This is a genomic window from Apilactobacillus kunkeei (genome assembly GCF_005930975.1).
GTDB lineage: Bacteria > Bacillota > Bacilli > Lactobacillales > Lactobacillaceae > Apilactobacillus > Apilactobacillus kunkeei_E.
The window spans coordinates 1-23,906 of sequence record NZ_VBSE01000036.1; the positions used below are offsets into that span (position 1 = coordinate 1).

27 protein-coding genes and 1 other annotated feature (1 of these 28 running past the window's edge) are annotated in these 23,906 nt (G+C 34.2%); of the genes, 3 read left to right on the forward strand and 24 right to left on the reverse strand.

The genetic code is table 11. From position 1 onward, the window contains the following. Positions 1–81 precede the first annotated feature (81 nt). Positions 82–951, reverse strand: a complete 870-nt coding sequence (locus tag FD688_RS01980) for a DegV family protein (protein ID WP_138741611.1) — start codon at positions 949–951, stop codon at positions 82–84. A 158-nt stretch (positions 952–1,109) separates the two neighbouring features. On the opposite strand from FD688_RS01980, the gene FD688_RS01985 reads away from it, so the two are divergent. Then, positions 1,110–2,822, forward strand: a complete 1,713-nt coding sequence (locus FD688_RS01985; protein WP_138741612.1) for an NFACT RNA binding domain-containing protein — start codon at positions 1,110–1,112, stop codon at positions 2,820–2,822. Between the two features lie 28 nt (positions 2,823–2,850). Here FD688_RS01985 and FD688_RS01990 read toward each other — a convergent pair whose 3' ends face one another. Next, positions 2,851–3,396: a metal-dependent hydrolase gene (locus FD688_RS01990; protein WP_190242880.1), complete on the reverse strand. Its 546-nt coding sequence runs from the start codon at positions 3,394–3,396 to the stop codon at positions 2,851–2,853. Positions 3,397–3,469: 73 nt separating this feature from the next. Here FD688_RS01990 and FD688_RS07465 point away from each other — a divergent pair, with 73 nt between their 5' ends. Next, the gene (locus FD688_RS07465; RefSeq protein WP_412174671.1) at positions 3,470–4,444 is read left to right on the forward strand and encodes a DNA/RNA non-specific endonuclease; all 975 of its coding nucleotides are present in this window, start codon (positions 3,470–3,472) and stop codon (positions 4,442–4,444) included. A gap of 41 nt (positions 4,445–4,485) precedes the next feature. Here FD688_RS07465 and msrA read toward each other — a convergent pair whose 3' ends face one another. The 7 genes from msrA to parE all read right to left on the reverse strand — a co-directional run bounded on the left by msrA (position 4,486) and on the right by parE (position 12,913). Then, positions 4,486–5,007, reverse strand: coding sequence for a peptide-methionine (S)-S-oxide reductase MsrA (gene msrA, locus FD688_RS02000; RefSeq protein ID WP_034531164.1), 522 nt, complete (start codon positions 5,005–5,007; stop codon positions 4,486–4,488). Positions 5,008–5,024: 17 nt separating this feature from the next. Then, complete coding sequence (gene msrB, locus FD688_RS02005) at positions 5,025–5,462, reverse strand: peptide-methionine (R)-S-oxide reductase MsrB (protein ID WP_041152243.1); 438 nt, start codon at positions 5,460–5,462, stop codon at positions 5,025–5,027. 123 nt (positions 5,463–5,585) lie between these two features. After that, positions 5,586–6,293, reverse strand: a complete 708-nt coding sequence (locus FD688_RS02010) for a nicotinamide mononucleotide transporter (RefSeq protein WP_138741614.1) — start codon at positions 6,291–6,293, stop codon at positions 5,586–5,588. Between the two features lie 123 nt (positions 6,294–6,416). After that, positions 6,417–7,343 (reverse strand): manganese-dependent inorganic pyrophosphatase, encoded by a 927-nt coding sequence (locus FD688_RS02015; RefSeq protein ID WP_138741615.1) that lies wholly within the window; start codon positions 7,341–7,343, stop codon positions 6,417–6,419. Positions 7,344–7,364: 21 nt separating this feature from the next. Continuing rightward, positions 7,365–8,333 carry a LysR family transcriptional regulator gene (locus FD688_RS02020; RefSeq protein ID WP_138741616.1) on the reverse strand — a complete coding sequence of 323 codons (969 nt, stop codon included), beginning with the start codon at positions 8,331–8,333 and terminating at the stop codon, positions 7,365–7,367. 128 nt (positions 8,334–8,461) lie between these two features. Then, entirely contained in the window at positions 8,462–10,930 is a 2,469-nt protein-coding gene (gene parC / locus FD688_RS02025; protein WP_412174672.1) for a DNA topoisomerase IV subunit A, read from the reverse strand. 12 nt (positions 10,931–10,942) lie between these two features. Further along, positions 10,943–12,913: a DNA topoisomerase IV subunit B gene (gene parE / locus FD688_RS02030; RefSeq protein WP_138741618.1), complete on the reverse strand. Its 1,971-nt coding sequence runs from the start codon at positions 12,911–12,913 to the stop codon at positions 10,943–10,945. A gap of 152 nt (positions 12,914–13,065) precedes the next feature. Here parE and plsY point away from each other — a divergent pair, with 152 nt between their 5' ends. Continuing rightward, entirely contained in the window at positions 13,066–13,677 is a 612-nt protein-coding gene (gene plsY, locus FD688_RS02035) for a glycerol-3-phosphate 1-O-acyltransferase PlsY (protein ID WP_054449922.1), read from the forward strand. Positions 13,678–13,708: 31 nt separating this feature from the next. Here the strand turns inward: plsY and FD688_RS02040 are convergent, their stop codons facing one another. From FD688_RS02040 to infC, 15 genes are all read right to left on the reverse strand, one after another. Continuing rightward, positions 13,709–15,265, reverse strand: coding sequence for a HAMP domain-containing histidine kinase (locus tag FD688_RS02040; protein WP_138741619.1), 1,557 nt, complete (start codon positions 15,263–15,265; stop codon positions 13,709–13,711). Further along, on the reverse strand, positions 15,262–15,948 hold the full coding sequence (locus tag FD688_RS02045) for a response regulator transcription factor (RefSeq protein ID WP_138741620.1): 687 nt from the start codon (positions 15,946–15,948) through the stop codon (positions 15,262–15,264). The genes FD688_RS02040 and FD688_RS02045 overlap by 4 nt, the downstream gene beginning before the upstream one ends. 263 nt (positions 15,949–16,211) lie before the next feature. Beyond that, on the reverse strand, positions 16,212–16,391 hold the full coding sequence (gene rpmF, locus FD688_RS02050) for a 50S ribosomal protein L32 (protein ID WP_041152237.1): 180 nt from the start codon (positions 16,389–16,391) through the stop codon (positions 16,212–16,214). 55 nt (positions 16,392–16,446) lie between these two features. Then, positions 16,447–17,001, reverse strand: a complete 555-nt coding sequence (locus tag FD688_RS02055; RefSeq protein WP_138741621.1) for a DUF177 domain-containing protein — start codon at positions 16,999–17,001, stop codon at positions 16,447–16,449. 87 nt (positions 17,002–17,088) lie between these two features. After that, complete coding sequence (locus tag FD688_RS02060; RefSeq protein WP_190242881.1) at positions 17,089–18,210, reverse strand: nucleotidyltransferase; 1,122 nt, start codon at positions 18,208–18,210, stop codon at positions 17,089–17,091. A 4-nt stretch (positions 18,211–18,214) separates the two neighbouring features. Further along, positions 18,215–18,949: a class I SAM-dependent DNA methyltransferase gene (locus FD688_RS02065; RefSeq protein ID WP_138741623.1), complete on the reverse strand. Its 735-nt coding sequence runs from the start codon at positions 18,947–18,949 to the stop codon at positions 18,215–18,217. Between the two features lie 4 nt (positions 18,950–18,953). After that, complete coding sequence (gene rsfS, locus FD688_RS02070; protein WP_034531185.1) at positions 18,954–19,310, reverse strand: ribosome silencing factor; 357 nt, start codon at positions 19,308–19,310, stop codon at positions 18,954–18,956. Positions 19,311–19,324: 14 nt separating this feature from the next. Then, on the reverse strand, positions 19,325–19,936 hold the full coding sequence (yqeK, locus tag FD688_RS02075; RefSeq protein ID WP_138741624.1) for a bis(5'-nucleosyl)-tetraphosphatase (symmetrical) YqeK: 612 nt from the start codon (positions 19,934–19,936) through the stop codon (positions 19,325–19,327). Then, complete coding sequence (locus FD688_RS02080; protein ID WP_138741625.1) at positions 19,929–20,546, reverse strand: nicotinate-nucleotide adenylyltransferase; 618 nt, start codon at positions 20,544–20,546, stop codon at positions 19,929–19,931. The genes yqeK and FD688_RS02080 overlap by 8 nt, the downstream gene beginning before the upstream one ends. 14 nt (positions 20,547–20,560) lie before the next feature. Continuing rightward, complete coding sequence (yhbY, locus tag FD688_RS02085) at positions 20,561–20,872, reverse strand: ribosome assembly RNA-binding protein YhbY (RefSeq protein ID WP_034531190.1); 312 nt, start codon at positions 20,870–20,872, stop codon at positions 20,561–20,563. 17 nt (positions 20,873–20,889) lie between these two features. Then, positions 20,890–22,023, reverse strand: coding sequence for a ribosome biogenesis GTPase YqeH (gene yqeH, locus FD688_RS02090; protein WP_138741626.1), 1,134 nt, complete (start codon positions 22,021–22,023; stop codon positions 20,890–20,892). Beyond that, complete coding sequence (locus FD688_RS02095) at positions 22,010–22,546, reverse strand: YqeG family HAD IIIA-type phosphatase (protein ID WP_138741627.1); 537 nt, start codon at positions 22,544–22,546, stop codon at positions 22,010–22,012. Before FD688_RS02095 ends, yqeH begins: the two co-directional genes overlap by 14 nt. Positions 22,547–22,657: 111 nt before the next feature. Further along, positions 22,658–23,014: a 50S ribosomal protein L20 gene (gene rplT, locus FD688_RS02100; protein ID WP_034531196.1), complete on the reverse strand. Its 357-nt coding sequence runs from the start codon at positions 23,012–23,014 to the stop codon at positions 22,658–22,660. Between the two features lie 42 nt (positions 23,015–23,056). Beyond that, the gene (rpmI, locus tag FD688_RS02105) at positions 23,057–23,245 is read right to left on the reverse strand and encodes a 50S ribosomal protein L35 (RefSeq protein ID WP_034531197.1); all 189 of its coding nucleotides are present in this window, start codon (positions 23,243–23,245) and stop codon (positions 23,057–23,059) included. A gap of 47 nt (positions 23,246–23,292) precedes the next feature. Beyond that, positions 23,293–23,802 carry a translation initiation factor IF-3 gene (infC, locus tag FD688_RS02110; protein ID WP_034533640.1) on the reverse strand — a complete coding sequence of 170 codons (510 nt, stop codon included), beginning with the start codon at positions 23,800–23,802 and terminating at the stop codon, positions 23,293–23,295. Between the two features lie 36 nt (positions 23,803–23,838). Further along, positions 23,839–23,906 (reverse strand) — a sequence feature (ribosomal protein L20 leader region); it runs 73 nt beyond the window's last position.

Consider the following 23,906-nt stretch of genomic DNA (forward strand, 5'->3'; position numbering starts at 1 on the left):
GTTATTTTATCAAATTAAAATAATCATTTTATCGAAAGTGCTTTTATTTATCTGTTCAATATTATAACTTCAGTTCCAAAACTAGTTCTTTTTTTCAGTATCAATCATCCAAGCTAAAGCAAGAGACTTATTACCTAAATGGGTACCAATAACTGGCCCAAAATAACTTTCTTCAATATTCATGTCAGGATATAATTGTTGAATATTTTCTTTCCATTCATGCCCAGCTTCTGGATCATTACCATTGATTACGATTGCTTTTAATGGATAATCAACCTTATCAGTAACCTCTTTAAAAATTTCTTCAGTACGTTTAAGTGCCTTCTTGCGAGATCTTACCTTTTCAAAAGCCACAATTTCATTACTATCTTTATCAAAAGTTAGTAAAGGTTTAATTTTAAGTAAGCTTCCTAAAAATGCCGAAGCGTTTGATAGTCTTCCGCCTCTCACAAGATTTTGTAAATCATCAACCACGAATACTTCACCAATTGTGTCTCTAACGTAATCTAAATGTTCAATAATTTCATCAACGTTAGCCCCTGCTTGTACCTTCTTTGCTGCTTCAATTGCTAAATTTCCCATTAGTTTTACGGTAATCTTTGAATTATAAGGAATTACCTTAATATTTTCAATGGTTGGTGCAAGTGCCGACAATGAATTGTAAAAACCAGAAATGGTACTTGCTAAATGAATACTGATTACAGTGTCGTAACCTTCATCTGCCAATGAATCATACAAGTTAATCAACTCACCCATTGGTGGTTGTGATGTACTTGGAAATGACTGCGAATTTTTTAGTTTTTCATAGAATTCATCTGTTGAGATGTTGCTGCCTTCTTCATAGCTTTTACCATCAATCATTACAGGCATATGAACAATATGAATTCCATATTTTTCTTGTTCTTCTTTTGATAAATAAGAAGTACTATCTGTTACGATTGCAATTTTCATTATCTTTCATCCTTTTTACATAATACATACGATTATTTATAAATAAAATTATAACATTAAAACATATTTATATCATGAGAACTCTGTTATTTTTGCTAATTTGTTAGCATATCAGTTATACTATAATGTAAGACTTTGTACGAAAGAGAGATGAGATAATGTCATTTGATGGATCATTTACTCACGCAATGACTGGTGAATTAAATCGATTAGTTTCAGGTGGTCGGGTATCTAAAATCAACCAACCATATGATAACGAAGTTGTATTAACCATTCGTTCAAACCATGAAAACTATCCAATTTTAATTTCAGCCAACCCTAACTACGCACGTGTGCAAATTTCAAGAATTCCATATGTTAACCCTCACACTCCAACTACTTTCACAATGACATTAAGAAAGCATCTTAGTGGAGCAGTTTTAAAGAAAGTATCCCAAATAGATAATGACCGTGTAATGATTTTTCATTTCACAACTAGAAACGAAATTGGTGATTTGAAAGAAATGCGTTTAGTTGTTGAAATCATGGCTAGACACAGTAATATCATCCTAGTAGATACTCAAGATGATATGAGAATCATCGATGCAATTAAAAGAATTGGTGCTGATAAGAATAGATACCGCACTATCTTGCCCGGTGACAAATATATTACTCCGCCAAACCAAAACATGGTCAATCCATTTGATGAAAATGTTGATTATAAAAAAATTGAGGACATAATTAAAGAGTTTCCTAATCAAGAAGTCCTATCTTCAGAACTACGAAAGAGAATTCAAGGATTAGGAAAAGATACATCATTGTATCTTGCTCAAGCAATGCATCAAGATGGAACTGTTAAAGGTAAGTTTGATGAATTTTTCAATCACTTTAACAATCCAGTTCCAACAATGATTAAACACGGTAATAATAACAGTTTCAATGTATATCCTTTTGAAGATAATAACATTCAATATGATACACTAAGTGAGTTATTAGATAACTTCTATGAAACAAAGGCTAGATTAGACCGTGTCCGCGAACAAGGTGGCCAGTTAATAAAAGTTGCTAGAAGTGAATTAAAGAAGAATAAAAACAAAAAGAAAAAACTTGAAAAGACTTTGGATAATACTAAGTATGCTGATGAATATCGTATTAAGGGTGAAATTTTAACCACATACCTATACAAAATTCAAAAAGGAATGACTAAGATTACCCTTCCTAACTTCTATGATAACGGAAATGAAATTGACATTAGTATATCAAATCAACTAACTCCTTCAGAAAATGCTCAAAAGTATTTTAAACGTTATCAAAAGGAAAAAAATGCTGTTTCATTTGTAAGTGAACAATTAAAAAAGACAAATAACGAGATTGATTACTTTGAAAACATCCTTTCACAAATTGAGATTGCCAACCCATCCGATTTAGACGACATCAAAGTCGAACTAAAAAACGAAGGATATTTAAAGCATCACAACAACCGTAATACAAAGAATAAAAATAAAAATACCAAGATTAGTAAACCTGAAGAATTTATTACTGATAAAGGCATTCACATTCTTGTTGGTAAGAATAACCTTCAAAACGATAAGTTAACAATGAAAGATGCTGATAAGAGAGATACTTGGTTGCATACACAAAAGATTCACGGTTCTCATGTTATCATCAAGGACTTTAATCCTGATGATGAAACTATTGAAACTGCAGCTATGCTTGCTGCATACTTCTCAAAAGCAAGAGATTCAGCAACCGTTCCCGTTGACTATGTTCAAGTTAAAAAAATCAGAAAACCAAATGGTTCTAAGCCTGGATTTGTTATTTATGAAGGTCAAAAGACCATCTTTGTAACACCAAATAAAGAATTCGTTGATCAATTAAGAGAAAATAAATAAAGGGATGCGTCTTGAGATGCACCCCTTTTTATTTTATATTTCTGTAAAAATAGAATAATGATTCAACCACTATTAAAATAATAGAAACATATCTAATTATAATTTCTTTCATGCTATGAACTTTATATCTAAATATGCCTTTCTTACGGATAATTTTACGATTACCAAATGGATATAGCCATCTAATTCCTTCAACTGAAAAAGCATCTAATAGTTCATGTAAGAAGTATCCCAAAACCAACGTAAAATAAAAGTATCCCATCACTTTATATCCGTAGAAACTTATTCCATTTAGGATTGGGCTATTAGAGCTGTAGCGTGCTAAAATAAATAGGAAGACTGGTATCCAAATACTGTGTGACCAGGTTCGATGACCCCATAATGTCAGAATGGATGTTTCTACGCCAGTTTTTTTATTTATTCTAGTTTGTCTCTGATCAATATCAGGAAGTTGACTACCTACCCAAACACCAATTGCCTCAGTTATGATAATTGGTAAAGGTTGATTAGTCGAAATGGCATAACCCATCATTACTGCTTCTGCTGAAGCAACATGCGTTTTTCTTAGCGCCAAAAATAACATTCCTTACGTATTTAACTTTAGGCAACTATTTTATCATACATAGGTTTATTAGGAGGATTTTTAATTGAAATATACTAAAATAATGGCCACCATTACTATTGGACTTTCATTAGTATTGTGTGGTTGTGCAAATAATGGTAACGAAAATACTGCTACCAAGAGCAGCAAATCGTCAGACGTTACCAAAGATTTGCCAAATACGAATACAAGTGATTTAGCGTCACTAAACTATCAAAATAACACATCAGCAATCTTGACCGTGAATAATGATGCATCTAACTTAAAAGCATCTGATTGGAAATACAATCACGTAGAATACACTAATCTAGATTCCTTAAACAGAACATCTGAAGGTAATACTGCCTACCTAGAAAAACGTAATATTGCAAACGACAGTCTAAGAACCAGACAAGTGGTTAAACCAACTGGATGGCACCAAAAGTTCGTTAACAATGATGCTATTATCAATCGTGGCCATGAAATTGCTTACAGTTTATCTAAAGGAATCAGTCTAAATGGTAAATATGAACCATCAGTACAATCTGGTGATCAAAATAATTTGAAGAACCTATTTACCCAAACCGCATTCAGTAATCAAAAACTACAAACTATTTACGAATCACAAGTCAGAGAAGCACTTAGAAAAAATAAAAAGGTTATTTTCCAAGTTACCCCTATTTTTAGAGGAAATGAATTAATGGCTCGTGGTGTTCATATGCAAGCCATTTCAACTGATGGAAGTCTAAACTTTAACGTTTACATCTTCAATGTTCAATCTGGTGTTGAATTCAACTATTCAACCGGTAGATCCAAGATAAATAACGAGATTAAGGTTCCTACACCTGAAAACGCACCATCGTTCAATAATCGCCGTAACTCATACAAGAAGCATCATTACGTAAGAGATGCCGTTGTAGCAGGTGTCGTTCATCACGAAATAAAAAAGCACTACGAAAGGAAGTATCGTAAAGAATACAAGAAAGAATCAGAACATCACCAATACCATTCACGTAGCCATTACTACAGACATAAGTATTAATTAAAAAAGGTTTCTAGCATATGCTAGAAACCTTTTTATTATTATTTAGCCCACTTTGTATCCTTAAATTGTTGACGGCCACCTAATTCTTCAATTTGAGCTCTTAATGGGTTCTTCTTGTAGAAATCTTGGTGATAGTCTTCAGCTGGATAGAATGGTTTAGCATCTTCGATTGATGTAACGATTGGTTCATCAAACATACCGCTTTCAGCTAGTTGCTTCTTTGATTCTTCAGCGACTTTTCTTTGTTCTTCACTGTTAACGAAAATAACGGGACGATAACTGTCACCTCTGTCTTGGAATTGGCCAGAAGCATCAGTTGGATCTGTTTGTCTCCAGTAAATTTCGACTAAATCCTTGTATGAAATGACTTCAGGATCAAATGTAATTTCAACGGCTTCAGTATGGCCTGTTGTATGGCTACATACTTGTTCGTATGTTGGGTTTGCAACGTGTCCTCCTGTGTAACCTGAGATAACACTTTCAATTCCTGGTTGTTGGTCAAATGGTTCAACCATGCACCAGAAACATCCTCCTGCGAAAATAGCTGTATCTTTACTCATAAAACAAATCTCCCATCCTATTTAAATTCTGCAGCGTATTGGCCGTAGCCTTCTTCTTCTAACTTATTAACTGGAATGAATCTTAATGATGCTGAGTTAATGCAGTATCTCAATCCACCCTTATCTTTAGGGCCATCAGGAAAGACGTGACCTAAGTGTGAGTTAGCTTCGCTACTTCTTACTTCGTTTCTTACCATACCATGTGAGGTATCTAAATTACTCTTAATGCTGCTTTGTTCAATTGGCTTGGTAAATGCTGGCCAACCACATCCAGAGTTGTATTTATCTTTTGAAGTGAATAAAGGTTCACCTGATACAATATCTACGTATAAGCCATCTTCAAAAAAGTCATCATATTCGTTTGAAAATGGCATTTCTGTACCGGCATTTTGAGTAACTTCGTATTGTTCGTCAGTTAATCTACTTCTTAATTCTTCTTCACTGTATTTCTTCATAATCGTAACAGCTCCTTTTGCTTGATCTGATATATCCGGTGGAGATATATCGTACACGATATATCTATAATGATAACGATTATAAAAAATAATGCAAATTATTAGCACAGAAAAATATATTAATTAATCCTTCCAATATGCATTACCAGCAAGTGCCATTAGAATGTAATAAATGTACTTACCAACGTTTGCAAAGTTGAATTGGCTAATTGCCTTAGCTAGTTGAATAAAGTCGTATAATAGCCAGAATTTCCATTGTGTAGATATCTTCATTGCATTCATGATATTTGCAATCAATGAAATTCCGAATACAAAACTAGTTAATACATATAAAACGGAATCAGATGAATTTAGACTACCGTATCCAATGTAATTAATACCAAAACTAAAGGCTAGTGATAATAATGACAATAGTACAAAGACAATTTGTCCCTTTTTAGTATTCATAAAATCAGATTTCTTGAATTTATCAGATCTTGTCCATGTTCTAATTGCCCAAATTTGGATAATAAAACTGATTGGATAAGTTAGGATTGCCCCATGGTTTCCCAATAGGTAATCAATTGCACATCCAAGAATGATTTCAGGAACACCAATCCAGTTACCTAGGTTACTAAAACGACCGACTAACCTAGTAGACATGATTGACATGCAGGCGTCAAAAGCACTAATTAGTCCGAAAGGAACAAAGATTGCCCAATGGCCCCAATGAGTCACATCGTTTAGTGATTCGAATAAATAACCTGAAAGAAACGCTGATAAGAAAATAATTGCGATTCCTAATAAATCCATTGTCTTTGAAGTAGCTAAATTTCTAAATACCTTTACCATTTTGAAGATCTCCTATTGTTTTTATTTGAGACAGCCGTATTCCGGAAGCAACGCTGTCAGATATTTTTTTATATAAAGAAAGAACACACCCATTAGGATGTGTCCTTTAAATACGTCCTAGTATTAGTCTAAAACATCAGTTAATTGAGGAACAACTTGTTTCTTTCTAGATACTACACCTGGAAGTGCAATTGTATCTTCTGAAACTTTTTGGTTAAATGCTTTTTCTACAGCATCCTTTGGTTCACCGTATACGATGGCTTCAGAATTACTGTCTAATACGTTGGTAGCAATTACTAAGAACAAGTCGTAGCCTTCTGCTTTAGCTTCTTCTTCCATTGCCTTTAATAAGTCTTCTTTACGTTTTAATACGTCGTTTAAATCAACAGTGTTGATTTGGTCGATACGTACAGCTTTGCCACCCATAGTGAATGACTTAGCGTCACCGTCGATTAGGTCTTTGTCAGATCTAGCATCAACGTTAGTACCGGCCTTTAGCATCTTGATACCATATTCTTCAGCATCAACCTTAGCAATCTTAGCTAATTCAGCAACGGCATTTTTATCAACATCAGTAGTTGTTGGTGATTTTAGTAATAAAGTATCTGAAATGATTGCTGAAAGCATTAGACCAGCTAATTTTTCAGGAATTTCAACGTTCTTTTCGTTGAAAATTTCAAATAATACAGTACTTACACACCCAACTGGTTCAGCACGGTAGAATACAGGCTTTTCAGTGTTGAAATCTGCAATTCTGTGGTGATCAACTACGTGAGTAACTGTTAATTTATCAATATCTGAAACACTTTGTTGAGGTTCATTATGATCTACTAGCATAACTGAGTCTACTTCAGATGAAGCTTCAGTAATAACACGAGGTGCTTCTTGACCGAAGTAATCTAAAACAAATTTAGTTTCCTCGTTTGGAGTACCTAGAGCAACGGCTTCAACGTCGTATCCTAGTTTATTTTGTAAGTATGCATATTCGATAGCTGCACAAATTGCATCAGTATCTGGACTTTGGTGTCCGAAAACTAATTCTTTAGCCATAATAAAACTTCCTTCGTATTTTTAGTAGTTGTCCTTCAATCTTGATAGGTAGTCTTCTTCATCTAAGAAGGCATCAAATTCGTCTAAGAATGAACCAACACGAGGAATCATCTTCTTGTTAGATCTATAAACGAATGCTAAATCAAAATTGATGTTTGGATTCAAACGGGCAACCCATGTATTATTATCTTCCAATGTTTTCACATCTTTGTCAATCATAAATGAACTTGGAAGAGCGGTATTTAATCCCGTATTAACTGCAAAACGTAAAATTTGATCTGGAGTAGAGAAGCAAGCTCCGCTGTTAGGATTATCTAGAAGTTGATCCTTGTATTCATTCTTTAAGATTGAATCTAAGAAGTAATCTTCTGGATATGTAACCCATGGACGATCCAATGTGTCTTTGAACTTAATCTTATCTTTACCAGCTAATTTTTCGTTGTGGTGAATGTACATTAAGTCATCACTCATAATCTTTTGAGATTCGTATGGCTTCCAGTTTTTAATTGATGAATCTGGTAAGTACATAATTGCTAAGTCAATTCGGTTATTTTCCAAGCTTTCCCAAATTTCCTTACGAGTTAACATTCTTAGGTTAACTTTTAGTTCAGGATTCTTTTTGTAAAGTTCAGCAATGAATTTTTCAAAAACTTTAACTTGGATTGATGATAGAACACCAATGTTAATGTCTCCTGTTGAGGCACTATTTGATTGTTCGATTTCATCAGCAGTTTGGTTCAAAATTTCATAAATATCTTTAGTTGACTTAAGCATAATGTTACCGGCAGATGATAACTTTAGCTTTTTTCCGATTGAATAAAACAATGGAGCACCCACTGTCTTTTCAAGCTTTTTAATTTGTTGAGTTAATGCAGGTTGTGTAATACCCAAAATTTGAGCAGCCTGCGTGTAATTCATAGTTTCTGCTAATTGCAAAAAGTATGAAAGTGTCTTAGAAGAGAAAATGTTTTCTTGCTTAGTTTTTTTCATGCTTATACCCCTATATCATTTATTACATATTATTATCTATTAATAGTTCATTAAAATATAATAACCTATCCATCATAAAATAACAATATATTTTATGATAATAATAATAAATTTCTATTAGAGTTATATTATTTAATATTTGCCACTACTTCTGGATGTAAAACAACCATGCTTGTTGGTGTACCTTCAGCATCAACATCCATAACAGCAGAACCATTTGATTGACGATCATTTACAGGGTGATCACTCGGCATAATATCATGGACACGGCGTCTATTAGTAAATACTCTAATTGGGTTGAAACTATCAGTGGCCTTTTCTAGTTTTACAAAATCAACTAATTCATGTGGGTTCTTCTTTAATGATTTTAGTACCTGTACACCTCTTCTTGCGCGACTGGCAAGTGGAACTTCGTCTACCTTCATATTCTTGTAGAATCCACGCTGAGTAATCATCCCTACCTTATCATCTTGTTCTACTAGTTGAACATCAACCACTTGTTCCTCATCCCTAATATCCATTGAACGTACACCAGTAGATCTTGCACCAGAATATGATACTTCGTCTAATTCAAAACAAGTAGCTAATCCAACGTTAGATGCAATAAAGACATTTGGATTGTCATTTGCATCTGCTAGATAATCCACATTAACTACATTAGCGTTATCATCTTTTAGTTTTTCAAATACAGATGGTCTTGAACGATAATTTCTACCAGGAGTTAACTTATCAAATTCAGTTTGTTTAATGTATCCATCACTAGTAGAGATTACAAACTTACCAGTTTCTTTCAATGTCTTAAACGACATTACCTTAATAATTTCTTCGTTATCGGATAAACCAATAGTTTGAGAAATATGTTCACCAGTCTCTTTCCAACGAGCATCTGTAATTTCATGAACTGGACGATAAATTAGATTACCTTTGTTAGTAAACATGAATAAGTGCTGTAGTGTTGTCATCTGTTCTAAGAAGATTGGATAATCATCTTCTTTTAGACCATTTTCTTCAACTTCTGAGGCTTTGTAAGAACGAACACTACTACGTTTTAGGTATCCATCATGACTAACCAACACAACAACATCTTCTTCTGGAACAGTAATCGTCTTACTAATCTTAAGTTCTTCAACTTCTGCTTCAATCTTAGTAAGACGATCGTTACCATAAGCCTTCTTGATGTCTTTAAATTCTTTAGTCAACACCTTATTTAGTTCATTTTTATCATTTAAGATAGTGTTGTATTCTAGAATATCTTTACTTAACTTATCTTTTTCAGCTTGTAGTTCTACTACGTCTGTATTAGTCAAACGGTATAATTGTAACTTAACAATTGCATCTGCTTGTTTTTCCGAAAAATCAAATTCAGAGATTAAGTTATTACATGCATCTTTTCTGTTAGCACTTGCTCGAATGGTTTTAATAACTTGGTCTAAAATTGATAAGGCCTTAATTAAACCATCTACAATGTGTTGCCTTGCCATTGCCTTGTCTAAGTCATACTTAGTACGTTTAGCGACAATTAAACGTTGATAGTCTAGATATGATTCTAGAATTTCCTTTAATGATAGTCGTTCAGGACGCATCTTATTAATTGCAACTACGTTAAAGTGATAGTTGATTTGTAAATCAGTGTTCTTAAATAGGTAGTTTAGAATACCAGTAGCGTCAACGTCACGTTTTAATTCAATAGCAATTGATAATCCGTTTCTATCACTTTCATCCCTAACTTCAGCAATTCCATCAATCTTTTTGTTAATTCTGATTTCATCGATTTGCTTAACTAGTTGTAGCTTGTTAACTTCGTATGGTAATTCACTTACACGAATAAGAGTCTTATTACCACGCAATTCTTCAACGCTGGTCTTAGAACGGATAATAATCTTACCGCGTCCAGTTTCATAAGCTTTCTTAATTCCATCTAGACCTTGCACGATTCCACCAGTTGGAAAGTCAGGTCCCTTAATGAATTGCATTAAATCATCTAAAGTAGCATCTGAATGCTTTTGTAGGTATATCAAAGCATCTAATACCTCAGATAAGTTGTGAGGAGGAATTTCGGTTGCATAACCTGATGAAATCCCTGTTGCACCATTAACTAATAGATTAGGAAAACGAGATGGTAATACTGTTGGTTCATTTTCAGTGTCATCAAAGTTAGGCACCCAATCAACAGTATCTTTATCAATATCTCTTAGCATTTCAGAAGCAATCTTGCTTAGACGTGCTTCTGTATAACGCATAGCAGCTGCTGGATCTCCATCCATTGAACCATTATTACCGTGCATTTCGATTAATGGTTCTCTGATTTTCCATTCTTGACTCATACGTACTAATGCTTCATAGATTGAACTATCACCATGTGGATGGAAATTACCCATTACATTACCAACAGACTTAGCTGACTTTCTAAATCCCTTATCATAAGTATTTCCGTCCTTATTCATTGCGTATAGAATACGACGTTGAACTGGCTTTAGTCCGTCACGAACGTCTGGCAACGCTCTTTCTTGAATAATTGACTTAGAATAACGACTAAATCTTTCACTCATGATTTGTTCAAGCGTTAGTTTTTCAATAACTGAATGATTAACCACTATATTTCCTCCTATCTACTCGTTTTCTGTCTCTTTGGTAGCATCTAAGATACTGCCGTCTTCTTCAAGTGTGAACTTAACGTTTTCTTCAATCCATTCACGTCTTGGTTCAACCTTGTCACCCATTAATGTAGTGACACGTTTTTCAGCTAATGCAGCATCGTCGATTTGAACTTGAATTAATGTTCTATTTTCAGGATCCATAGTAGTTTCCCATAATTGATCCGCATTCATTTCACCTAGACCCTTAAATCTTTGAAGGGCCGGATGTTGACCGAATTCCTTTAACTTGTCAGTTAATTCATCATTAGTCCATGCATAATCAACGTGATTCTTCTTTCCTGCCTTTTGTTGAATCTTAAACAGAGGTGGAAGTGCAATGTAGACACGACCTTGTTCAACCATTGGACGCATGTATTTGTAGAAAAATGTTAACAGTAAAATTTGAATATGGGCACCATCATCATCGGCATCGGTCATGATAATAACCTTATCGTAGTTGGCATCAGAAATGTTAAACTCTGGTCCTACTCCGGCACCGATTGTATAAATCATGGTACTAATTTCTTCGTTTTTTAAAATATCATCTAATTTGGCTCTTTCAGTATTTAAAACCTTACCTCTAAGTGGCAAGATAGCTTGGTGCTTTCTGTCACGACCTTGCTTGGCAGAACCACCGGCAGAGTCACCTTCGACTAAGAACAACTCATTCTTGGAAACATCTTTGGATTGAGCTGGTGTTAGCTTACCAGACAATAGACGTTCCTTCTTATGTTTCTTTTTACCATTTCTACTTTCATCTCTGGCCTTACGTGCAGCTTCTCTAGCCTTGCGCGCACGAAGAGACTTATGAACCAACTCATGTGCGAATTCACCGTTTTCCATTAAATAGTAACCTAATTGTTCTGAAACAATGTTATCAACGATAGAACGCACTTCTGGACTTCCTAGTTTTTCCTTGGTTTGTCCTTCGAATTGAAGCATTTCTTCAGGCACTTTGATAGAGATGATTGCAGATAGCCCTTCTCGAACATCGCTACCATCTAGATTCTTTTCTTTATCTTTAAGTAACTTCACTCTTCTAGCAAACTCATTGAATGATTTAGTCCAAGCACTTCTAAATCCTGATTCATGTGTGCCACCATCTTTGGTACGCACATTATTAACGAATGATAATGTGTTTTCTGTATAACCATCGTTGTATTGCGCGGCAACTTCAACTTCCACACCATCTTTGGATCCGTCAAAATACATGATGTTACCTAATGTGTGTTTATCTTCATTTAAGTATTGAACAAATTCTTTGATTCCATCTTTAAAGTAGAATTCATCGCTTCGTTCTTGACCTTCACGTTCATCTGTTAAAGTAATTTTAATTCCGTTTAACAAGAAAGCCGATTCTCTTAAACGTTGTTTTAGTATTTCATAGTTATAAATAGTGGTAGTAAAGATTGATGAATCTGGTTTAAATGTTACAGTTGTCCCACTGTGTTCACTTGTCTTACCAATTTTTTTCAAAGTTCCAATTGGTTGACCACCATTTTCAAAATCTTCTTCATATTTGTAGCCATCTCTTACGATTGTCACGCTTAAGTGAGTTGAAAGTGCATTAACAACACTTGATCCAACCCCGTGTAGTCCCCCTGAAGTCTTGTATCCACCATTTTCGGTGAACTTACCACCGGCGTGTAGCACGGTTAAGATAACTTCGGGAGTTGGCTTACCTGATGAATGCATTCCCACTGGCATACCACGTCCGTGGTCCACCACAGTTATACTATTATCGTTATGGATAGTAACATCAATTTCGTCACCATATCCTGCTAATGCTTCATCGACTGCATTATCTACAATTTCGTATACCAAATGATGAAGACCCTTGCTATCAGTAGAACCGATATACATACCAGGGCGCTTTCTAACTGCCTCCAGACCCTTTAGGACCTGGATGGAGTCATCATTATAATTTTCTGACTTCTTAGCCATCGTAACGCACTCCCTTTCATACAATATAATATATTACCTTATTTAAAACGCTTTTAAAAGGGAATATTAAACGGCATATAAAGAGATAATGTTGTCATAATGCTTAAAAATGGTAAAATTAATAGATAGTTAATTTTTGGGAGGAACCATTTTTGAAAATCACAATTTTATTAATTGTCGCCTATTTATTAGGGGCAATTCCTAATGGAATCTGGATTGGTAAGGTCTTTTTCAATAAAGATATTACCAAGTTAGGCTCTGGAAATATGGGAACGACCAATACATTTAGAGAACTTGGTAAGACTGCTGGTGCCGTTGTTATGGTTTTAGATATTCTAAAAGGGACCATTGCAACGTTGCTACCAACATTCTTCCATATCTCTAACGTATCACCCATTGTATTTGGTCTATTCGCTGTATTGGGACACACATTATCAATTTTTGCTAAATTTAAGGGTGGTAAAGCCGTTGCTACTAGTGCCGGAATGTTATTAGCAATTCATCCAATTCTATTCTTATGCGCTTTTATATTTGAGTTTTCATTTACTTACCTAACTAGTATGGTTAGTGTAGCAAGTATGATTTCATTTCCATTAATCACAATCTTGATTTTATTGGATCATGATTATGTACTTGGAATTATTGGTATTATCCTAACAATCTTTATTTTCATTAAGCACAGAAGTAACATTCAAAGAATTAAAGAAGGTAACGAAAATTTAGTTCCATTTGGTTTGGTATACAAACATCAAAACAATAAATAAAAAAAAGCACTGCAATTAAGCAGCGCTTTTTTTATTGCTTAGAATTCATATCTAATTGTTTCAAATGCTCAATTTTATCCTTTGAAAGAATTGGGAATGAAATTGTAAAGATTGATCCATACCCAGATGAACTTTCAACATTAATTTTACCGTTATAAGCTTCTACTAAACGCTTAGCAATTGAAAGTCCAAGACCATTACCACCTTGGTTACGGCTTCTAGCTTTATCAACACGATAGAATCTATTAAATATTTTATCAATGCTTTCTTGGCTTAATCCTTCACCAAAGTCTTGAACCGCAATATCAACATAACGATATTTACGAGAAAGTGAAATATGAATTTCCTTTCTTTGTTTAGAATACTTAACAGCATTATCTAACAAGATAATCAAGATTTGTTCTAAGTGATTACGATAAATTTGAATGATTGTTTCTTCCCCAATGTCATCATCTAGGATGAACTTGTAATCAGGGTGAATCATTTGGAAATCATTATATTGCTGATGAACAACATCTTGAACGTCCGTAGTCTTATTTCCATAGTTGATTTCAACTTGTTCAGCACGAGAAAGGTCTAACATTTCTTGAACTAAACTCTTCATACGATTAATTTCGTATATTGAAGATTTAATTGACTCTTCTAGAACTTCAGGGTCATCCTTTCCCCAACGAGAAAGCATATCTAAATGTCCCTGGATTACAGCGACTGGCGTTCTTAATTCATGAGAAACATCTTCAACGAATTGTTGTTGTTGATCAATATATCTTTGCATTGTATCAATCATATCATTGAACAAGTCTCCCAAATCAGTTAACTCATCGTTTTGAGTCAACTTAGGCACACGACTGTCCGTTTCAGGAGATTCTTTAACACTATGAATGGTGTTAGAGATAATCTTGATTGGACGAAGCATGTATGATGATAGAAAGTATGACAATGCAGCAGAGAAGAAGATACCAATAATTAAAATTACAAATAAAATTCCAGCTAATTTGTTTATATACAAATTATAGTCAGACATTGAATCAACTACTCTTAGATAACCAATTAATTCATGCGTCTTAGAAGAATAAATCGGAGAATCTAAAACTAAGATTGTCTTACCTGAGTTCTTGGTAATAACCGTTTTACGGCTATCTACCGGTTTGAAATTGTAAATCTTTTTTGGCGACTTCTTCGATGAGAAGATTTGGTCTGATTTCTTATTGTATACACTAACAACGATATCCTTACTAAATAAGTTAGTATAAATAGAATCAGAATAAACGTCTGTCGACATTCCATTATTAGGGTTGCCGTCCCTAAAACCACTATTTGGATTTAAAGCAGAACTAACTGTCTTTTCATCCAATGATTGATTAATCGTTCTTAATCGGTTTGATATCGTTACATCCGATTCAATAGTACGTGAGTTCTCCTGATGTAATAAAACATCAGAAAAACGATTGTAAATCAAAAAAGAAAAAATTGATAGAATTACAAAAATTATAATTGCTGATCCAATTGACCATTTCCATTTAAGAGAAAACCATCTTCGATTGCTGCTTACTGTCTTTGAAACTTTATCATCATGGTTTGAAATCATGATCTCATCACGTAACCGGTTCCTCTAACAGTTTGGATGTAGCTCTTTTGATCAGGTCTATCAATTTTGTTTCTTAGGTAACGGATATAAACGTCAACAACGTTTGTTTCAGCACTTGAATCGTATCCCCAAACCTTAGTTAAAAGAACGTCTCTTGCTAATACAACATTTACGTTTTCCATTAAAGTAAGTAATAGTTCGTATTCACGTTTAGTTAGGTCAATAATATCGTCACCACGTTTTACGATTCTACTTTCTTTTTCAACAGTAATGTCCTTAAAGTAAACAACTTTTTGGTCTTCAGCATTTTCGTCACCTTCAATATCAATACGACGAAGTAATGCTCTAACACGAGCTAATAATTCTTCGATAGCAAATGGCTTAACGATGTAGTCATCTGCACCATGATCGAATCCTGAAACTCTATCAATAACAGAATCTCTTGCTGTCATCATAATGATTGGAGTTGTCTTCTTTTCGCGAAGTCTTCTAGCAACTTCCATTCCATTAAGCTTTGGTAACATAAGATCCAAAAGAATAACATCATAGTCATTGTTAAGTGCTTCTTCTAGTCCTTCACGACCGTCCAAGGCTACCTTAGTTTCGTAACCTTCATGCTTCAACTCTAACTCTACAAATCTAGCTAAGCTTTTTTCATCTTCAATTATCAAAATACGGCTCATTAAATTACACCTCTCCATTTATTTTAGAAAATCTTAACTTACTTTGTACATTTTATCACGTTTTTTCTCATAATAGAAGAGCTTAATCCGAATATTATTATTAAAATCTTAAATTTTTTCACTAATTTACTATTTTAAATTAGAAAACGAACCTTCTGCTCAAGTTAAGTCTAATATAAACACTGAAATAAATAAAATAATTATACTTATATAACAAAAAAAGCTACCAGGACCCATGGTGTTCTGGTAGCTTTTTTATTTAATTAGTTGTTTTCATTAACAACTTGTTTACCATCATAGTATCCACAACTAGGACATACAATGTGAGGTTTACGTAATTCACCACAGTTTGGGCAAGCACTCAAACCTGGGTTAGCCAACTTAATGTGACCACGACGCATACCCTTCTTAGCTTTTGAAGTTCTTCTTGCTGGTACAGCCAATGCAAAAACCCCCTTTATATTAAAATATCCACTAGTGAAAAATTTTAAGTCTTGCTTAATTATCACTATCGTTAAAGAAATCCTTTAACTTAGCAAGACGTGGATCTACTTTTTTATCATTTGCCTCTTGTTCGGCTAAATCATCTTCAGAAATAACTTCCCAGTCATTTCCTTCTGGCATCTTACCAGTCTTGATTTCCTCAGGAGACAAAATGTGCATTGGAATTTGTAGAATGATGTTATCAGCTACAGATTTATCAAAATCAATTTCACCATCATCATCTACTAGGAAAGCAATTTCACCTTCATCTTCGCGTTCTTTCAAACGTAAATTAGTTTCAACATAAACTTCGTTAATTGAGAAATCCAACGGTAACTCAACTGGAGTTAATGATCTTGACGAAGGAACCACAATCTTACCTGTTACACGAGCAGTCACGATTGCATCACCGTTTTCAGAGAAAACGTTAGCATCAACGTGAATATCGTCATCAGCAGAAATAACATACTTGCTATATCTACTCATAATATCATCAGACAAGTTTATATCCTCAGATACTGAAAGTGGTTTGTTTTTGTATTCAGATAGTTCCTTTAAGAACCATTTCATGTCTATTCCTCCTAATGCAACAGCGTTAATTATACATATTAAGAAGTTAGTTTGTCAAGGTCATATCCTTGATACCTAGTCCAAAAATTAATAAATTAATGGTATTTTCCCAGCATCTTGAGGAATATGATTTATATTTTCATAAATCCTACCAGATACAACATCAAAATTTAACTCTGATTCAGATAATTCCTTATTAATCTTAGTAATTATAGGCATTTCTATTTGCTTCTTAATCTTATTCAAATACTCTCTTCCATTTTTATTAAATCCTAATACTCTGATATATTCCTGACATAAGTCATCATTTTTATGCCAATTTAAGAGCGTATACACAAATAAACGTTTAAGTCGCGCATATGTGTAACGTTTGGATTTAACTAATCGAAGAAACTCATCAAACGATTGTGCTTCATAGACATACTTCTTCAATCTGTATTCTAATCCCTCAGTCATTTGATAAATATTATTTAATTCATCAATACTCGATGTTTCAATCTTATATTTTAATAATGGCCAGAAATTTTCCCAATCAACATGATTCTTAAAAGATTCGATGTCAGTACTCTCGGGAATATAATGGAACAATTCCTTACTATTATTTAGGATAGCTAATCTTATTGAAGAAGCACTTGCAATTGATCCGTCATTATTTAAATTGCGATCATGATGGTTAGCACCACTTCTCTTGATTGGTACTAACTTCATTTGATAATCATTTTTGCGGTTAGCAATTGCATAGTTTAATGCCAATACATCATTTGGTGCACTGACATCTTCTTCAGTAGTATTAATTAATGCTTCCCTTATTAACTCAGCATAGCTTTTGGTAAAATCGTGAACTATTTTTGTTTCTTTTAAATCAACATTTGCAAGCTCATTAAAATTAATATCGGGATGTTCACAACCAAATGATAACCATTCACACTTAAGACCAGCTAAAATGTTCACAGCATGACTAGCAAAGATATCTACTGGCTGCACAGCACATTGTACAGGTAACTCAATTACCATATCTGCACCATTTTCTAATGCCATTTGTGCCCTATCCCATTTATCTAATATAGCTGGTTGACCTCTTTGTACCCAATTCCCAGACATAATTACGATAACTGCATCGGCATTAGTTGCTTGTCTTGCCTGTTCGATTTGATACTTATGCCCATTATGAAACGGGTTATATTCAGCGATTATACCAACTGCTTTCATCGAATCATCCCTTCTTACATACAAAGAACCATCTGGTTGTTGTATCAGTGATTTCATCTTTTCCAAAGTTAGCACTAACTTTAATATCCTTGAATCCAGCATTCTTTAACAAATCAATATAAGTATCCACTTTATAAGTTCTTTCTAAATGAATTTCACTAAATTGATCATATGCATTTAGTGACTCATTGTACTTAAAGAATACTAAATCGTGTTCTACAGAGTGATCCTCATCACCTAAGTATGATTGCCACATAAAAGCATTGCTATCATCGTGATAATTATACATGTATCCTGGGTATACTACATCTGTTTGATATGGAGTAATTACATCAAATAAGAATTGTCCATCATCATTTAGATGTTCATGCACTTTTTCAAAAGCAGTTTGTAGTACGCTTTGATTTGGTAAATAACACAATGAGTCATCAAAACAAGTAATCACGTCAAAATTAGGAATTCCTTCCATCTCAGTCATATCACCTTGTATTAATGGTATATCAGGTTTGATGTCTCTTAAATGTTCTTCTGCTAACGTCAACATGTCTTCGGATAAGTCCATACCACAAACATTATAGTTTTCAGCGGAAAGTAGCGCTAATAAGCGTCCAGTTCCACAAGCCATATCCATAATTGAATCATTCTTTGATACATTTGCTTGTACAAAAGAAAGCCATTGATCATACATTGTCTCATCGAATAATTCATCATAGAATTTTGCGAATTCCTGATAAATCATTTGACTAGTCCTTAACCCATTCTGAAACATCTACTGAATCAGCGTCTGACCATAGTTTTTCTAAATTGTAGTATTCTCTTTCATCTTCTTGGAATACGTGAACGATAACATCACCTAAATCCAATAGAATCCACTTAGCAGTATCTTTACCTTCCACTTCTTTAACACTGATACCTGCTTCTTCAGCTTGGTCAGCAACTTCGTCAGCAATAGACTTAACTTGTCTGTTTGATGCTGCATCCATGATTACGAAGTAGTCAGCCATTAAACTAACCTCATGTACGTTTAAGGCAACAATATTGTGAGCTCTCTTACTGTCTGCTGCTTTGACAATTACTTCTAGTTTTTCTTTACTATTCATTTGAAATCTCCTTGTTATTTGATGTTTGATCCATTTACCCATTCGTTATAGGTATCAATAGTCTTTGGATAAACGGGTTTATTGGAATTAATTAAATATTGTAGAGTGTGTTTAGTTTGATATGCTACCCCATCAGCTAGATTATTAAATGTAATCTCACGTGCTTCTTCTACGCCTGGAAAATCGCGTCCAACTTCGATATAGTCAGCCATGTATACGATTTGTTCCAGCTTTGACATATACTTTGCACCAGTGGTGTGATGCTTAATAGAATTCAAGATATCAATATCAGTAACTCCTAATTCATTTTGCACCATTAAGTACCCAACTTCACCATGCCAAATTGCATTTCCGTATTGTAACAACAAGTCATCCAAGTGGTACTTCTTAATTAGCTGGATGAAATCGGCATCTGGTCTTTGCTTAGCATAATCGTGGCAAAGTCCAGCAACACTTGCTTTTTCAACGTCTACATCATTTTTCTTTGCCAGTTCAATCGCCATTTGTTCGACACGTAAAACATGTTCGAATCTTGATTGAGTTAAAGCATTATTTAGTTTTTCGATTAGTTCTTCTCTAGATAAAGGGATGTACTTATTTGTATATGTTAATTCAACATTATTCATAAAGATGATGCTCCTTTATATATTTTAAAACCGCATCTGGAACCAAGTATCGAATTGATTGATGGTTTGATACGAGTTTACGAATTAAGGTTGAAGATATATCCAGCTTGGCAACGTCTACCCATATTACAGGATAGTTGGTCGACATTGGATAATTTTCCCTTCTAACACCTACAAAATGAATTAGTTTAAATAAATCATTAACCCGATACCATTTAGGTAGGTATTCAACCATGTCACCACCAATAATAAAGTAGTATTCATAGTCGGGATGCCTTCTCTTTAATTCTACCATAGTGTTATAAGTGTAACTTTTACCACGATTGATGATTTCTAACATTTCAATATCAAACTTATCATTATCATTGATTGCTAGATTAACCATGTTGACGCGGTCATCAGCATTAATTGCATCCTTATGATCAATATGGGGCGGAATAAAATCTGGCATAAAATATACCTTTTCTAGTCCTAATTGATTTCTTACTTGATCGGCAATAAATAGATGACCATTATGAATCGGATTAAAGGTTCCACCAATAATTCCGATTTTTTTGCGTTTGCTTAAAGATTTTAACTTAGGTAAAGTTTGCACCTTTTCACTATGCATTGCTAAGAACTCCTCTAAATATTTCTAACTTCTACAGAGTAAATTTGGAATTTTTCCTTACTTGCAGGTAAGAATAATAGTAACGTTTTTCCAATTGTTTGAACGACATTGATGTCACTGTTTTCTTCAATGTATTCTTGAACATCACTAACTTCTAAATCAGAATTTTGTTGAATGTTAACCTTGATTAACTCACGTCTGTGTAAAGCATCTAATACTTGTTCTAACCAAGTTTCATTTAAACCATTCTTTCCAACAGAGAATAAAGGTTTCATTCTATTAGCTTGTGATCTTAAATATCTTTTTTGTTTTCCGCGTAATTTCAATTTTGTACCTCGCTTTTTTATATCATTGCTCTTCTAACTAATACGTCTACACCCTTAGGTGCCCATCCAGCTACAACTACACCTGCTGGAACGGTGATCCATCCAAGTCCTTCAAATACTAAATCACTCTTTTGATTAGTCTTGAATTCGAAACGAACTAATTCTGGGAATTCATCAATTGATTCACTACTTGGTGGAGTTAATAATTCACCGAAATGCTTGTCGTAGAAGCTGTCAGCATTTGCTAACTTAGTACGGTGAATTAGTAGGTTGTTTTCAACATAAACAGTAAAACCATGCTTCTTGTCACCTTGAACGTAATCGAAACGAGCAACACCACCGAAGAATAGTGTTTGTTCTGGGTTCAATTGGTAAACCTTTGGCTTAATTGGCTTTTGTGGTTGAACAATCTTTAGGTCCTTACCGTTTAGGTAATGTGCCATTTGCTCTTTATGAATGATACCTGGTGTATCGACTAATTCATGACCATCTTCCAAATCGATTGAGATTCTATCTAATGTAGTACCAGGGAATCTTGAAGTAGTGATTAATTCTTTAATTCCAGTGTTTTGTCTAATAATTTGGTTAATCAATGTTGACTTACCAACGTTAGTAACACCTACAACATAAACATCACGATCATTTCTGTACTTGTCGATGTTCTTTAATAAATCATCAACTGATTCATTAGTCTTAGCAGAAACTAGTTCAACGTCAATCGGACGAATTCCGGCTTCATTAGCACGTTGTCTAATCCAATCCTTTAGTTTAGAACGTTTTAGTGAGTTTGGTAGTAAGTCAGACTTGTTACCAACTAACATGATTGGGTTATCACCTACGAAACGGTGTAATCCAGGAATCAAACTTCCGTTAAAGTCAAAGACATCAACCAAATATACGATAAGCGCATTAGCATCTCTAATTTGGTTTAATAACTTCAAGAAATCATCATCAGTCAAGCTAACTGGTGAAATTTCATTGTAGTGACGTAATCTAAAACAACGTTGGCAGTAAATTTCGCCACTTTCTTTGCCTTTTTCAAGCGCAGAATTAGGAGTGTATCCAAGTTCATCCGGATTTGTGGTTTGAATTAACGCACCACAACCAATACATCTAATTTCCTCGTCTTGTAATTGATTAATTTCTGTCATTTATATCCTCCTGCCAGTCTAAATCATCATATTTGTTTCTTAATTTTTTCCATATTAATTTTTCTAAGAAGCGATTAGGCTTAGTATTCCAAGCATCGGATTCAATTAATGGCTTAACTAACACACTTCTAACGTTTGCATTGTTGGAAGCCCAAACATCAGTTAATAATTGATCTCCACACATAATTACTTCTTTGTGGTGTAAATGGTAATCTCTCAAGGCCTTATTAATACCTTTAGGTAGAGGCTTTAAGGAGCGTGAAATGAAGTTTAGCTTCAAACTTCTTAATGCTCTTTGAACTCGGCTATGTTTATTATTTGAAATGACAATTAATTCAATATTGTTTTTCTTGAGTTCAGATATCCATTCTCTTAATTGAGGAGTTCCATCAGGATTATTCCAAGGAATTAAAGTGTTATCTAGATCACTAAAAACTGCCCTAATCCCCATGTCTTTTAGTTTTGATGGTGAGATATTATATACGACTGGAATCATCCATGTTGGTTTAAACTTAGAAATCATTTTAATTCTCCTCAATAATATTATGTATTATATGAGCACCAAAATCATTGGTACCCATAATAAGAAAAAAACTCCCACCTACTTACCTTAAGTGGTGAAAGTTTTTATAGACTATTTAATAGCTTTCTTTGCAGTTTCTGCTAATGAAGCAAATGCTTTTTCATCGTTAACTGCTAAGTCAGCTAGCATCTTACGGTTCATTTCAATGTTTGAAAGTTTCAAACCGTGCATTAACTTGCTGTAGCTTAAGCCGTTCATACGAGCAGCAGCATTGATACGAGCAATCCATAATCTTCTGAAGTTTCCTTTGTTTGCTCGACGATCACGGAATGCATATTCACGTGACTTCATAACTTGATCTTTAGCAGTCTTGAAAAGACTATGCTTACCTTCACGGTAACCTTTAGCTTCTTTTAAAACACGCTTACGACGTGCATGAGTAACTGTTCCACCCTTAACTCTTGGCATATTTAAATCCTCCTAAATTATGTCTTACTTAAAAAGTATTAATTAAAACATCTTTGTGTATTTGCTTGCTAATGTATCGTTTACCATGCTTGTACCACGTAGGTTACGACGTTGTTTCTTTGTCTTACCGTGGAAACGGTGACTTGTGAATGCGTTAGCACTCTTTAAGCCACCTTTAGCAGTTTTCTTGAAACGCTTTGCAATTGCACGATTTGATTTAGTCTTTGGCATTGAAAAAATCCTCCCTTAATTTAACTTAAGTATTATAAAAATACTATCTAATTTTTATCGCTTGACTTAGGTGCGAGCATTAGGAACATACTTCTTCCATCCATTTTTGCTCGTTGAGTAACGCTAGCAACATCTGATGTAGAATCTGCCATTCTGTTTAAAACATCACGACCAATTTCCTTATGTGTGATGGCACGTCCCTTAAAGCGAATTGAAACACGAACTTTTTCACCCTTTGCGATGAATGTCTTAGCTCTCTTCAACTTAGTATTAAAATCATTAGTATCAATAGTTGGACTTAATCTAATTTCCTTAACACTAACTACCTTTTGCTTCTTACGAGATAGACGAGCTTTCTTTTGTTGTTCGAAACGGTATTTTCCGTAATCAATAACTTTAGCAACCATTGGCTTAGCCTTTGGAGCAACAACCACAAGATCTAATCCAGCAGCTTCAGCAATTTGCATTGCTTCATCCTTTGACTTAATACCTAATTGATCACCGTCAGCACCAATTAAACGAACTTCACGAGCTCGAATTCCATCATTAACCATCATATCGTTTGCTATGGTAATTCACCTCCAAGTATATTAAAAAGCAGAAAAAAGCGGATGCCCACTGTTGAGCACCCGCTTTTGGTCCTTTGAACATTAAATCAAAG

Excerpts from the sequence above, each read along its gene's own strand:
- FD688_RS02095 (WP_138741627.1), bottom strand. The coding sequence starts at position 22,546 with ATGATTTCTAAGTTTAAACCAACATGGATGATTCCAGTCGTATATAAT.
- FD688_RS02060 (WP_190242881.1), bottom strand. The coding sequence starts at position 18,210 with ATGAAAGCAGTTGGTATAATCGCTGAATATAACCCGTTTCATAATGGG.
- FD688_RS02065 (WP_138741623.1), bottom strand. The coding sequence starts at position 18,949 with ATGATTTATCAGGAATTCGCAAAATTCTATGATGAATTATTCGATGAG.
- parE (WP_138741618.1), bottom strand. The coding sequence starts at position 12,913 with ATGGCTAAGAAGTCAGAAAATTATAATGATGACTCCATCCAGGTCCTA.
- FD688_RS02080 (WP_138741625.1), bottom strand. The coding sequence starts at position 20,546 with ATGCATAGTGAAAAGGTGCAAACTTTACCTAAGTTAAAATCTTTAAGC.
- FD688_RS01980 (WP_138741611.1), bottom strand. The coding sequence starts at position 951 with ATGAAAATTGCAATCGTAACAGATAGTACTTCTTATTTATCAAAAGAA.
- FD688_RS02015 (WP_138741615.1), bottom strand. The coding sequence starts at position 7,343 with ATGGCTAAAGAATTAGTTTTCGGACACCAAAGTCCAGATACTGATGCA.
- yqeH (WP_138741626.1), bottom strand. The coding sequence starts at position 22,023 with ATGACAGAAATTAATCAATTACAAGACGAGGAAATTAGATGTATTGGT.
- FD688_RS02045 (WP_138741620.1), bottom strand. The coding sequence starts at position 15,948 with ATGAGCCGTATTTTGATAATTGAAGATGAAAAAAGCTTAGCTAGATTT.
- rsfS (WP_034531185.1), bottom strand. The coding sequence starts at position 19,310 with ATGAATAGTAAAGAAAAACTAGAAGTAATTGTCAAAGCAGCAGACAGT.
- rpmI (WP_034531197.1), bottom strand. The coding sequence starts at position 23,245 with ATGCCAAAGACTAAATCAAATCGTGCAATTGCAAAGCGTTTCAAGAAA.
- FD688_RS01985 (WP_138741612.1), top strand. The coding sequence starts at position 1,110 with ATGTCATTTGATGGATCATTTACTCACGCAATGACTGGTGAATTAAAT.
- FD688_RS02010 (WP_138741614.1), bottom strand. The coding sequence starts at position 6,293 with ATGGTAAAGGTATTTAGAAATTTAGCTACTTCAAAGACAATGGATTTA.
- rplT (WP_034531196.1), bottom strand. The coding sequence starts at position 23,014 with ATGCCAAGAGTTAAGGGTGGAACAGTTACTCATGCACGTCGTAAGCGT.
- FD688_RS02040 (WP_138741619.1), bottom strand. The coding sequence starts at position 15,265 with ATGATTTCAAACCATGATGATAAAGTTTCAAAGACAGTAAGCAGCAAT.
- FD688_RS02055 (WP_138741621.1), bottom strand. The coding sequence starts at position 17,001 with ATGAAATGGTTCTTAAAGGAACTATCTGAATACAAAAACAAACCACTT.
- FD688_RS02020 (WP_138741616.1), bottom strand. The coding sequence starts at position 8,333 with ATGAAAAAAACTAAGCAAGAAAACATTTTCTCTTCTAAGACACTTTCA.
- yqeK (WP_138741624.1), bottom strand. The coding sequence starts at position 19,936 with ATGAATAATGTTGAATTAACATATACAAATAAGTACATCCCTTTATCT.
- infC (WP_034533640.1), bottom strand. The coding sequence starts at position 23,802 with ATGATGGTTAATGATGGAATTCGAGCTCGTGAAGTTCGTTTAATTGGT.
- msrB (WP_041152243.1), bottom strand. The coding sequence starts at position 5,462 with ATGAAGAAATACAGTGAAGAAGAATTAAGAAGTAGATTAACTGACGAA.
- msrA (WP_034531164.1), bottom strand. The coding sequence starts at position 5,007 with ATGAGTAAAGATACAGCTATTTTCGCAGGAGGATGTTTCTGGTGCATG.